This is a genomic window from Pseudomonas sp. 9AZ (assembly GCF_902506525.1).
Classification (GTDB): Bacteria; Pseudomonadota; Gammaproteobacteria; order Pseudomonadales; family Pseudomonadaceae; genus Aquipseudomonas; species Aquipseudomonas peli.
The window spans coordinates 4,327,766-4,339,180 of the sequence record NZ_LR733840.1; the positions used below are offsets into that span (position 1 = coordinate 4,327,766).

Below are 11,415 nucleotides of genomic sequence, written 5' to 3' on the forward strand. Positions count from 1 at the left end.
GCGCGCGACCCGGCTGCGCTGAAAAGCAGCTAATTCCCGGCATCCCACGGCCAAACACGCTTCTTTTCGGGGCTTTGGTTTGCTTCTTGCATTTTCCAGCTGCATTGCTGGAACCCAAGGGTCTGCTGACATCCCATATGATCATCAACGACGCACTGCACCGCCTGCTGCTGGACAACCTGACCACTGCCACGCTGTTGCTCAACGACGACCTACGCCTTGAGTACATGAATCCGGCGGCGGAGATGCTCCTGGCCGTCAGTGGTCAGCGCAGTCACGGGCAATTCATCAGCGAGCTGTTTACCGAATCCAGCGAAGCGCTGAGCGCCCTGCGCCAGGCCGTTCAGCACGCACACCCCTTCAACAAGCGTGAAGCGGTGGTGACTTCGGTCAGCGGCCAAACCCTGACCGTCGACTACGCCGTGACACCGGTGCTCAGCAAAGGCGAAACCCTGCTGCTGCTGGAAGTGCACCCACGCGACCGCCTGCTGCGCATCACCAAAGAAGAAGCGCAGCTGTCCAAGCAGGAAACCACCAAAATGCTGGTGCGCGGCCTGGCCCATGAAATTAAGAATCCACTCGGCGGCATCCGTGGCGCCGCGCAGCTGCTGGCACGCGAACTGCCCGAAGAGAGCCTAAAGGATTACACCAATGTGATCATCGAGGAGGCCGACCGCCTGCGTAACCTGGTCGACCGTATGCTCGGTTCGAACAAGCTGCCGTCCTTGGCGATGACCAACGTGCATGAAGTGCTGGAGCGCGTCGGCAGCTTGGTGGAAGCGGAAAGCCAGGGCAGCATCATTTTGGTGCGCGATTACGACCCGAGCATTCCTGATGTGCTGATCGACCGCGAGCAGATGATCCAAGCGGTGCTGAATATCGTGCGCAACGCCATGCAGGCGCTGTCCGGGCAAAGCGATCTACGCCTGGGCCGCATCACCCTGCGCACCCGTGCGCTGCGCCAGTTCACCATCGGTCATTGTCGCCACCGCCTGGTGACCAAGATCGAAATCATCGACAACGGCCCCGGCATTCCGCCAGAGCTGCAAGAAACCATCTTCTACCCCATGGTCAGTGGTCGGGCCGACGGCACCGGCCTGGGCCTGGCCATTACCCAGAACATAATCAGTCAGCACCAAGGCCTGATCGAGTGCGAGAGCCATCCGGGTCATACCGTGTTCTCGATCTTCCTGCCGCTGGAACAAGGAGTATCACCGTCATGAGTCGCAGTGAAACCGTCTGGATTGTCGATGACGACCGCTCCATCCGCTGGGTCCTGGAAAAGGCCCTGCAACAGGAAGGCATGACCACCCAGAGCTTCGACAGCGCCGATGGCGTGCTCAGCCGCCTAAGCCGTCAGCAACCCGATGTGATCATTTCCGATATTCGTATGCCAGGGGCCAGCGGCCTTGATCTGCTGGCGCGCATCCGCGAGCTGTACCCGCGCCTGCCGGTAATCATCATGACCGCGCATTCCGACCTGGACAGCGCGGTGGCGTCCTACCAGGGCGGCGCGTTCGAATACCTGCCCAAGCCGTTTGACGTCGATGAGGCCGTGTCGCTGGTCAAGCGCGCCAATATGCATGCGCAGGAGCAGCAGAGCCTGGCCGTGCCGGTCGAGCAGCCACGTACGCCGGAGATCATCGGTGAAGCGCCGGCCATGCAGGAGGTGTTCCGCGCAATCGGCCGTCTTTCGCATTCCAATATCACCGTGCTGATCAACGGCGAATCCGGCACCGGCAAGGAGCTGGTCGCCCACGCCCTGCATCGCCACAGCCCGCGCGCGGCCTCGCCATTTATAGCGTTGAACATGGCAGCGATTCCGAAAGACCTGATGGAGTCCGAGCTGTTCGGCCATGAGAAAGGCGCCTTTACCGGCGCGGCCAATCAGCGCCGTGGGCGTTTCGAACAGGCTGACGGTGGCACACTGTTTCTCGATGAAATTGGCGACATGCCGGCCGACACCCAGACCCGTCTGCTGCGCGTGCTGGCCGACGGCGAGTTTTACCGGGTTGGTGGCCACACCCCGGTAAAAGTGGACGTGCGCATCATCGCCGCCACCCACCAGAATCTGGAAAGCCTGGTGCAGGCCGGCAAGTTCCGCGAAGACCTGTTCCACCGCCTTAATGTGATTCGCATCCATATTCCACGGCTGTCGGATCGCCGCGAAGACATCCCCACGTTGGCCCGGCACTTCCTGAGCCGCGCCGCGCTGGAGCTGGCAGTCGAACCCAAGCTGCTGAAAAGCGAAACAGAGGACTACCTGCAGCAGCTGCCGTGGCCGGGCAACGTGCGCCAGCTGGAGAACACCTGCCGCTGGATCACCGTGATGGCCTCGGGCCGTGAGGTGCATGTCGACGACCTACCGCCGGAGCTGCTCAGCCAGCCGCAGGAAAGTGCGCCGGTCAGCAACTGGGAACAGGCACTGCGCCAGTGGGCCGATCAGGCCCTGGGCCGTGGTCAGTCCAGCCTGCTGGATACCGCCGTACCAGCGTTTGAGAGGATCATGATCGAAACCGCGCTCAAGCACACCGCCGGACGCCGCCGCGACGCCGCCGTGCTGCTGGGCTGGGGCCGCAACACCCTGACGCGCAAGATCAAGGAACTGGGCATGAACGTTGAAAGCGCGGATGACGAGGACAGCGACGACTGAGGCCTCGCGGCTAACTCGATCCAAGCAAGGCCGCCGCACAGGCGGCCTTGTTGTTTCAGCGATACAGCTCGCGGCGGTAGATCACCGGGGCTGAGCCCTTGTATATCCCAAAACTGGCCAGGCCGCGTGCTGCCGAACGGGTTGCCCCGTCCCAGGGGTACTGCAACCAGCTGGGCGCGGACGGATAACTGACCTGCACCGAACCATCGTTGCCGCTACCTGGCGCACTCATTAGCACCTGACGTTGAGTTGGATTCAGCGGCCAAGCCAGGCTGGCTGTGGTTTCCCCCGCGGCCAGACTGCCACTGAATTGATCCAGCTGCGCCGCCCCTAGGCTGACAGCCGTGGTGCAGGTGTCCAACCCTTCAAGCTGAAAGCTGCCGGTTACGCCAGCCTGCCAACTCTCCAGCACCACCGGCAGACTCAGCCCCTGCAGTTCCGAGCCATGCGCGTTGCCCAGGCGCAAGCGGCCGAGACGCACTTCGCTGCCGGGGCTATTGGTAAAGTCATAGCTAAAGTCTTGGCAGCCGCCCCCAGCACCGATACAAACCCCGTCACTGTCAGTTAAGGCTGCCGCAACAAAACGCTGCTGCACACTGGCCGTAAACGGATAGTCATCGCTGCTCGGCAACTCCGCCGGGTTATAGAGCAGCTGTTGATTGCTCCAGCGAAAACTCTGTTTACCATCCCCATCCCCCGCACCCTCTTGTGTGAGGTTGGCCGTCCCTTGGCTGGCAAGGCGCGCATCAAGTCCAACTACTCCGGTAGTCGAAATAAACGTACCGGCATTCGGTACTGCCAGACGCCAAAAGTCACCACGATCATAGTTACTCGTGACGTTGCCGCTTCTGTTGTAACCAGTAACCATCAAGGTCGGCTCATTACCTGAAGCAAAACCCATGGGCTGCCCTTGATAACTGAAGGTACTGCCACAACTCGGCGTCAGGCTGGCGCTGCCGGCCGCGCCAAGATACGCCGGAATAAAACGCCCAACCAGGTCACTGCTGCCGCCACTGACCGTCTCACCAAAATAACCGTTAGCCGGTGGCGTGGCTGTCAGCCTAAACACACCAACTTCAGAAATAGATTGGCTTTCCACGGTGGTTTCATTGCCCACGAGATGGGCATAACTACTGATCCCAAGCACACCGTTGCTACCACCAGCAGGCGCTTGAACTTGGCTATTCAAGGCAATGTTGTTCTGACGATAGTTAGGTGTAACGAGATTGTTACTCAGGTCTGCTGCCGTAAGTGGCTCAGTATCACTTTGCCAGGCTACTGCCTTGATGCGCATGCTGAACGAATCGCCAGCACGTACACCACCTGGGAACACAGGACACGATATGTTTGCAGCACAACTGCCCGCAGCATCAGTCTCCAGTAACAATCCATAGGGCTTACTTACAAACTGATCAACACCCGTCATCAGCAATCCGTCATCGTCAGAGTCGTCATTGCCAATATAGCGAGCACTGAGCGTCACCAGCCCAGCATCGTCGTAACGCACAGTAAGTGGTGCGCTGGCGTTCGCATCAAAACTCAAGTTGAGCGCAGCGGTACCTCCCGCCAAACTCACTCCATTGACAACAACTGGCTTGGTTCCACTGTCGGGGTCGGTGTACGTAGAGCTAAATTGGACATTGCGCTCACCACTTGCAAAGCCTGGAACACAGGCCTGACTGGCATTGTCTTTGCGCACAGCTCGAATGGTTGCGTCAGCTTGCCGCGCTGCTAGCAAATTGGGGACATCCAACAAAAAACCGCTGTCTGCAAAGGTAATTGAACAACTGTTCGAAGCACCCCCCAACTGGCATCGGGAAATGTTGCTCGCAACCGGCGTTACACCTACAACATCCAGCAAAAACGTGCCTGCAGTTCTCTTATTGAACTGCACAGTACCTGTACCACCTGAGAAACTGGCGAATCCAACAGCCTGTTCGTCTAAACGGAGAGTCGCACTAACGCCTCCGGTATATAACGAAGTGCAAAGGCTGTCGACGCAGGCCTGCAGCGTTAGGGTCTCTGGGTTACAGGTTAACCCTGCGCCATCATGGTTAATTCGAATATGATCAATCACCACACAGGGATGTGTCGCAACCACGTCAGCCAAAACAGCAGCATTACTAATTTCAAAATTGTAAACCCGCACACTATCGAAAGTACCATCGGCCGAGTTTAGCGTTCCATTTTGACCGATCACGGAACTGCGATTATCACCAACAAATAACGTACCTAAATTACTGGGCAGAATGCCATTAGTAGTTGTCTGCGCGACCCTCGCGAGCACGCCATCCACGTAAATCCGAAGAACGGTCTGGTTTGTACCTGGTGCAAATCGCCAAGTAACAGCAATATGTTTCCAAGCATTGGCATTCACCGTTTGGGGGAGTGTGTCTACAGTTGCAAGACCTCCCGCACTATCACTCATCACAAAACGCAACGTACGATTAGCGCGCTTAGTCAGAAAAAACCAACGATTGTTTTGAGTAGTTGCATCCAACAGCTGATGATCACGAACACTCCAAGCATTATTACCTCGATACCAGAAGGTAATTGAACCGCTGTTACCAATGGCTGCATCGATATCAAGATTGGTATTTACCGCATTGCTGGTGCCATTGGTATTTGCCGCAATGCGAACCCCCCGGCATATGTAGCCATCGGCCTCAGAAGAAGCACTTCCAACGGCCTGCCCATGGAACGCATTACCGGACCAATCAATAACTTCGTTGACTGTGCCATTGAGCACACCTTCCTCAAAACGGTATTCAGCCAAACGAGCGGGTTCCCCCGAAGGGATAAACCAGCGAATAGCTGTGCCGGAATAGCTATATTCACTATTAAGGGAGTAAAGCGTGAAGTCGGAGTTATCGACTTCAACACCAATAGTGGCACTCACACCACTGGCATTACCTGTACCATATTGAAAAACAAACTCACCTGATTCATAAAGAATGGCTTGAAAGCTATAGGCCCCACCAAAGTTGAAGTGTGGAACGCTTTCCCAAGACACCACCAACCTGCGATTAGGTGCAGTGCCTTTTGTCTGATATCGCACGGTGCCACCCAACCGCGGGTTGATATCATCCCAATACAACAACATAAGGCGATCGGCCTGCGAACCTGCTGAACAGCCTGAGCAGGCGGGGGGCGTAGTAGTTACTGGCAGATCTGTATTATTAAATTGCCGATGGAACTGAGTATCGGCACCAAACTGCAAAGCCCCATTGGCATGTACACGAACCTGAGTGTAATTAACGCCAGCAAAGCGGAAGGTAAAACCAATATTGATAACTTGTTTGTCATCATCACGAGGAAAACCAGTCTGCGTTTGGTCCCAGACAATATTGGTATTAGCAGACTCCCACGCATAGTTCGTGGACTGAAATGCATAAGTCGCGGCCATTGCCTGAAAAGGAAGAAGAGCAAAAAGTACGAGCAGCAGTCCAACGTGAGACAGCGCATACGCCATCCGTCTAAAGCCGCGAAGCCCGTCCTCAAGGCCCATCTTCATACCCCATTCTCCAACCCAAATAGTGTGCTCACCTTGTTGGCGCACGACTCACCAACAACCGACACCTGCACCTTCACGGCTCAACGTTCCACGACGGCTGCCATCTGACGATACGCATAATCAGCGCACTGCTGCTGGTCAGGGTATCGCCGCTGGCAAAGCTGATCTGGCCACTACAGGTGTTACTGCCAGCCGTCCAGGTCCCCTGGCAAGGCGCAAATGTCGCGCTTGGCAGGGTGTAACTGACTGCCAGCGCATTGCCACTCAACAGCAGCAGCCCGACAACTAAGCAACGCAGGTACATGTTCATGGTCGCTCCACCACCGAGGTTATCTCCCGATAGGCATAGTCCGGGTTACCCGGCTGGCCATGTTCAGCCCGGGCCGTAATGCTGAAGAACTGCACAGCCAGGCGGTCTTCTTCGGGAATATCCACCGCAGCCGATGGTGTGCAGGTCACCGCAACCTGAAAACCATCGAGTGCGAAACTCGCGCAGCCCTGGCCAGCCAGCACCCGGACAATGCCGTACTCAATCCCCGCGCGCGCGGCCTGGTAGGCACGCGCCTGCTGGATGGCCAGGCTGGTGGTGGCACTCTGGGTCACCGCCAGGCGCGCCATCGCGGCGATCACCAACGCAACGATGATGATCAGAAACATTGCCGCTACCAGGCCAAAGCCGGCCTCATTTCGTTCAGGGCGCATTGTCGACATGAACCTGCTGCAAAAGGCTGATGGATTCGCCGTTGGCACTCAGCGTCAGCCGAATCGTCACCAGACCACTGCGAATATTGGTGCCTGGCGTGTAGGTGAAACTGCTGTTGGCGCAATCCACCTTATCGACCACGGGAGCAGCAGTGCTGTAGTCATAGCTGGCGGCCAGCGAGTCGAACTCGCCACGCCATAACCGACCATTGCTGCAGCGATAGCCCACCACCTGATCGGCGAGGAAGAAACGATGCTGCGGTGAGGCATAACGAAAGCGAAAGCCGCTGATGGCCGCATCCGTCAGGTACAGATCAGTGCCCTGCACACTGATGCTGACTCGTGGGCTGATCACCGAGGGAGCGCCTGCCGCCGGCGTCCAGACGTTATTGCCAGCCCCGGCGCTGCCAACGTTGTAGATCACCATCCACAGATTGGCCGGCAAGGCCAGTTCATTAAGTTGCAGCGGCCCGGCAAAGGGAATGGCGCACGGCGAAGCAACGCACACAGGCGGATCCTGGAGCACACCGCCCGCCAGATTGGCGCGATAACGCCCACCCGACGGAGCCCGCAACAATTCCAGCGCCCCGCCATTGATACGCACCGAGTTAGGCACTGCCAGGCGCACGTCGCGGGCCATGCGATTGACCGCCGTGGCGGCCAGATCGACCAGTTCGGCGCGGCGACTCTGGTCAACAAAGCCCTGCATCGGCCGCGACATCACTGTACTAATCATTACTGCCACCAACCCCGAGAGGGCGATCACCATCACCAGCTCGACCAGGGTAAAGCCATGGCCGGTATAAGCCACCGGCACAGGCGCACGGGCCGCTGACCGAATGTAGGCGGGCCGGCGCATCAGTAGTTGGTCCTGAAGCCGTCGAGGCTTAGGGTTTGCCCACTCGGATCACTGACCGTGACACGTATGCGGGTTGCCGGTGTTCCATCCAACGTAACCGTGGTATCGACGCCGACAGCCACCTGATAACCCGGCAAAATCGCATTGCCATTGATGTCCTGTGCCGCTTGCGCGGCCTGCGCAGCAGCCGGTAAGTCGGCATAAGCACGAGCACTGATGGCTTCCAGATAGGCATCGGCCAGGGCAAGGCTCTGCTGACGTAGCATCGGATCGGCCGAGCGCCCGGTAATACTGGCCATGGCTGAAAACATCGCCGCGGCAGCAATACCGATCACCACAATGGTGATCACCAGCTCGACCAGCGTCATCCCACGCTGCCGAGACCAGCGGCCAACCCGCACAGACTCTCGCCCACTCACGGTGTGGTCCCGATAAAGCCGGTAACCGGGTTGACGTTCAGAACAAAGGCACCGTTGCCCAGATTGGCGCTATTCGCCGCGCCGGCAGCGCCACCCAAGGAATTGAAGGTGATATCCAGAGCAGTCGTCATGCTCACGTTCTCTGGCTTGCTGGCGGCATAGTCACCACCAGATGGGTTGGCGACCGCGCTACCGCCGGCCAACGGGCCACAGGTCTGTGCATAGGTCAGCGCATAGCCCGCGTTATTGATCTGGGTACGAATCGGGCAGCCGCTGGCCACTGCCAGCTTCTGTCCATAGCGCACTGCCGCCAGACTTTCTTCAAAAAACAGGCGTTCATCGAACACCTGCCGATCAAAGAAACGCGGACCTACCACGGCTGCGAGAATGCCGATCAGCACAATGACCATCAGCAGCTCGACCAGGGTAAAGCCGCGACGGCAGCTAAACACGAAGCAATTAACAGCCGTCGTTGTTGGCATCGACCGATGCGGGTATAGCAGCGACAGCAGGTGGCCCAGCAACTGCAGGAGTGGCAGCGGTATAGATCACACGGCAATTCACTGCATTACCACCATTAGGGGTAAAAGTAATAGTCGCACCAGCACCAGCGCCCCCAGCAGTCTTTTCAATACCATCAACCTGAGCAGCAGCAACAATCCCAGCATCATTCGCCGTTGGGTAGCCGCCAATCATCGTGATTTCAACACCTTCTAGAGTCACAGGTTCAGCCCCCCCGTCACCAGCTGCAATCTGGGAAGCGTGCGCAATCGCCATAGCTGAACGCAGCCCACCGCCGATACCGTCAACTGTCGACTCACGCGCCTGCCCACTGAAATCCGCAAACCGCGGCAATGCAAACGCCGCCAGAATGCCCAGAATCACAATCACCATAATCAGCTCGATCAGGGTAAAACCGCTTTGTTGCTTCTTCATCGGTACTTCCTCATTGCAGTAAAGGGGAATTAAGGGGTGGTGCGATCAAAGTTGGTGATCACGGTGCCGTTGCTGGAGTCATAGACGATGCTGTCGTTGAGGTCATCCAGCTGGTAGGTGTAGGTGCAGACCGCGCCGGCGGCTGAGGCGATGTAGTCCACCGGGTTGGCCGGGGTCGAGGCGGTGCCGACGCGCGGTGCCGAGCCCTGCAGGATGGCATTCCACACCTGCACGCAGTTGAGGACGTCGGCGGTGCCGACCGGCCAGCCCTGGGCATTCACATCCACAGTGCCGTCACCAAAACCGACCACATCGGTATTGGGCGTGGTGTCGTTGCCATTGCCGCGGTTGACTTCCCACTGCGCGCGCACCAGCAGCACGGCCGAGGCCAACGCTCCGCCGGCACCGCGCACGGCGGCTTCGTGGGCATCCTTGGTGACGTTGATAAAGCGTGGCAACGCCACGGCGGCAAGAACGCCAAGGATGACGATGACCACCACCAGCTCGATCAGGGTGAACCCCCGGTTGTGCTTCATGCCGCTCTCCTACTCAATCAAACCCTGCGCAGCCAATTGCGCCTGGGGTACTGCCTGAAATTCAAGGGCCAGTCCTCTGCCCTGCCAGTGTGCACCTGCCGCCGAGGCTTGAGGAACCGCCTGGACCCGGTAGGCCTGCAACTCAGTCGATTCTTCTGCCCATCCGTCACTGAAGCGCCAGCGGTACAGCACCCAGCCCGCCTCAGCCAACCAGTACCAGCAGCCGCTGGCGGGCGTTTCACCGCGCGCCAGCTCGCCGCAGTAGTTGTCCTGTTGCCAGCGCAGCAACTGGAACGGATTGGCCGTCAGCATGCCGCGTGTCAGCAGTCGATCCTGTGCCAGCTGCTCAGCCGTGAGGCTGATCAGACTGCTAGCTAGGTACTCACGGGTGGCCTGCTGCGCACGCCGCTCACTGACCTGGGCGATCTGCCAGGCCAGCGCCAGCAGCACGACCACCAGCAGTACACCGCCAATAGTCCAAACGAGCCGCCGCGCCAGACGCACGTGCTCTTCCAATTGATACTCACCCTTCAACGGCCACCCTTGGCCGCCGAAGCCAGTTCCCACATCGGCAAAAACACGCCCAACGCCAACACCAGCACCATGATGCCCATGGCCACAATCAGAATAGGCTCGATGGCATCGGCCAGTTGTTTAAGGTCGTAGTCCACTTCCTGCTCGTAGAAATCCGCTACCTCGACAAACAAGTCGTCCAGTGCGCCGGTTTCTTCGCCCACGGCCATCATCTGCAGCACCAGGGGGGTGAAAAGGCCGCTGGCAGACGCGGTTCGGGTAAGGGCTTCGCCACGCTCAATACCTTCACGCATGGCCAGAATCGCCTGACCGATATAGCGATTGCCAACGCTGGCGCTGTTGATCGACAGGGTTTGCAGCAAGGGCACGCCAGCGCGGTACATCATCGCGAAGGTCCGGGTGAAGCGCGCCAGGGCGATCCGCTCGAAAATCCCACCGACAATCGGCAGACGCAGTTTGATCTGGTCCCACTTCAGGGCGCCGGCATCGGTCTCGATCCATTTGAAAAAGCCAAACAGGCTGCCACCGAACAGCAGCGCCAGCAGCCACCAGAAATCCTGGAAGAACTGCGAGGTGCCGATAAGGATCTGCGTGGCCCAGGGCAGGTCCGCCTTAAACTGAGCAAACACCTTGGAGAAGGCCGGAATCACAAACAGGTTGATCACTACCAGCGCCACCGCCATGGCGGACAGCACGAACAGCGGGTAGCGCGTGGCCTGCTTGATGCGCTTGCGGGTTTCGCGCTCCAGCTCCAGATACACCGACAGCTGGCGGAAAGCCTGATCAAGCTGACCGGTGTTTTCCCCAACGCTGATCATGCTGACAAACAGGGTGTTAAACACCTTGGGATGGGCGTTAAGCGCCACGGCCATGCCCTGCCCGCCTTCCAGATCACTGCGCACCGCCTGCAGCACTTCACGCAGGTAGAGGTTGCGACTGGATTCGGCCAGACCACCAATCGCGCGAATGATCGGCACGCCAGCCTTGCTCAGGCTGTACATCTGCCGACAGAAGATAATCAGCTCTTCCAGGTCGACATGTTTGCGCCGCAGGCTTTCCTTGAGCTGGGCGAACACGTCGCTGTCACTCGCCTGTGCCTGCTCCTCGATGGTCAGCGGGGTGATGCGTTCGGCCAGTAGTTCACTGGCCAGGCTGTCCGCCGAACCGGCCTCACGGCTGCCGATGATCTTGCCGCCTTGGGCATCACGGCCGGTAAAGCGATAGAGGCTCACCGCCCGGCCTCCTGGCGCCATGCGCTCGCC

The 11,415-nt window shown here is 58.6% G+C and carries 12 protein-coding genes; 2 read left to right on the top strand and 10 right to left on the bottom strand.

What is annotated here, in order from left to right; genetic code table 11:
* Positions 1–140 precede the first annotated feature (140 nt).
* A complete protein-coding gene (gene glnL, locus ALTER154_RS20110) occupies positions 141–1,223 on the top strand; it encodes a nitrogen regulation protein NR(II) (RefSeq protein ID WP_176600653.1) in 1,083 nt (360 codons plus the stop codon).
* Complete coding sequence (gene ntrC / locus ALTER154_RS20115; protein WP_090254813.1) at positions 1,220–2,653, top strand: nitrogen regulation protein NR(I); 1,434 nt, start codon at positions 1,220–1,222, stop codon at positions 2,651–2,653. The genes glnL and ntrC overlap by 4 nt, the downstream gene beginning before the upstream one ends.
* 55 nt (positions 2,654–2,708) lie before the next feature.
* Here ntrC and ALTER154_RS20120 read toward each other — a convergent pair whose 3' ends face one another.
* The 10 genes from ALTER154_RS20120 to ALTER154_RS20165 all read right to left on the bottom strand — a co-directional run bounded on the left by ALTER154_RS20120 (position 2,709) and on the right by ALTER154_RS20165 (position 11,406).
* The gene (locus ALTER154_RS20120) at positions 2,709–6,167 is read right to left on the bottom strand and encodes a LamG domain-containing protein (protein ID WP_160089732.1); all 3,459 of its coding nucleotides are present in this window, start codon (positions 6,165–6,167) and stop codon (positions 2,709–2,711) included.
* A 73-nt stretch (positions 6,168–6,240) separates the two neighbouring features.
* Positions 6,241–6,477 carry a hypothetical protein gene (locus ALTER154_RS20125; RefSeq protein ID WP_160089733.1) on the bottom strand — a complete coding sequence of 79 codons (237 nt, stop codon included), beginning with the start codon at positions 6,475–6,477 and terminating at the stop codon, positions 6,241–6,243.
* Complete coding sequence (locus ALTER154_RS20130; RefSeq protein ID WP_256665667.1) at positions 6,474–6,869, bottom strand: pilus assembly protein MshP; 396 nt, start codon at positions 6,867–6,869, stop codon at positions 6,474–6,476. The genes ALTER154_RS20125 and ALTER154_RS20130 overlap by 4 nt, the downstream gene beginning before the upstream one ends.
* Entirely contained in the window at positions 6,859–7,728 is an 870-nt protein-coding gene (locus ALTER154_RS20135) for a type II secretion system protein J (RefSeq protein WP_160089735.1), read from the bottom strand. Before ALTER154_RS20135 ends, ALTER154_RS20130 begins: the two co-directional genes overlap by 11 nt.
* Positions 7,728–8,096, bottom strand: a complete 369-nt coding sequence (locus ALTER154_RS20140; protein WP_160089736.1) for a prepilin-type cleavage/methylation domain-containing protein — start codon at positions 8,094–8,096, stop codon at positions 7,728–7,730. The genes ALTER154_RS20135 and ALTER154_RS20140 overlap by 1 nt, the downstream gene beginning before the upstream one ends.
* Positions 8,097–8,143: 47 nt before the next feature.
* Positions 8,144–8,599, bottom strand: a complete 456-nt coding sequence (locus ALTER154_RS20145) for a type II secretion system protein (protein WP_256665668.1) — start codon at positions 8,597–8,599, stop codon at positions 8,144–8,146.
* Positions 8,600–8,606: 7 nt separating this feature from the next.
* Positions 8,607–9,083 (bottom strand): prepilin-type N-terminal cleavage/methylation domain-containing protein, encoded by a 477-nt coding sequence (locus ALTER154_RS20150; protein ID WP_160089738.1) that lies wholly within the window; start codon positions 9,081–9,083, stop codon positions 8,607–8,609.
* Between the two features lie 29 nt (positions 9,084–9,112).
* On the bottom strand, positions 9,113–9,619 hold the full coding sequence (locus ALTER154_RS21140; protein ID WP_160089739.1) for a type II secretion system protein: 507 nt from the start codon (positions 9,617–9,619) through the stop codon (positions 9,113–9,115).
* A 9-nt stretch (positions 9,620–9,628) separates the two neighbouring features.
* A complete protein-coding gene (locus ALTER154_RS20160) occupies positions 9,629–10,135 on the bottom strand; it encodes a hypothetical protein (RefSeq protein ID WP_160089740.1) in 507 nt (168 codons plus the stop codon).
* 14 nt (positions 10,136–10,149) lie between these two features.
* Positions 10,150–11,406 (bottom strand): type II secretion system F family protein, encoded by a 1,257-nt coding sequence (locus tag ALTER154_RS20165; RefSeq protein WP_167146513.1) that lies wholly within the window; start codon positions 11,404–11,406, stop codon positions 10,150–10,152.
* Positions 11,407–11,415 lie beyond the last annotated feature (9 nt).

Bases quoted from the DNA above. Each gene is read 5' to 3' on its own strand.
- ALTER154_RS20120 (WP_160089732.1), bottom strand. From the start codon at position 6,167: ATGAAGATGGGCCTTGAGGACGGGCTTCGCGGCTTTAGACGGATGGCG.
- ALTER154_RS20140 (WP_160089736.1), bottom strand. From the start codon at position 8,096: ATGACGCTGGTCGAGCTGGTGATCACCATTGTGGTGATCGGTATTGCT.
- ALTER154_RS20165 (WP_167146513.1), bottom strand. From the start codon at position 11,406: ATGGCGCCAGGAGGCCGGGCGGTGAGCCTCTATCGCTTTACCGGCCGT.
- ALTER154_RS20135 (WP_160089735.1), bottom strand. From the start codon at position 7,728: ATGCGCCGGCCCGCCTACATTCGGTCAGCGGCCCGTGCGCCTGTGCCG.
- ALTER154_RS21140 (WP_160089739.1), bottom strand. From the start codon at position 9,619: ATGAAGCACAACCGGGGGTTCACCCTGATCGAGCTGGTGGTGGTCATC.
- ALTER154_RS20125 (WP_160089733.1), bottom strand. From the start codon at position 6,477: ATGAACATGTACCTGCGTTGCTTAGTTGTCGGGCTGCTGCTGTTGAGT.
- ALTER154_RS20130 (WP_256665667.1), bottom strand. From the start codon at position 6,869: ATGCGCCCTGAACGAAATGAGGCCGGCTTTGGCCTGGTAGCGGCAATG.
- ntrC (WP_090254813.1), top strand. From the start codon at position 1,220: ATGAGTCGCAGTGAAACCGTCTGGATTGTCGATGACGACCGCTCCATC.
- ALTER154_RS20150 (WP_160089738.1), bottom strand. From the start codon at position 9,083: ATGAAGAAGCAACAAAGCGGTTTTACCCTGATCGAGCTGATTATGGTG.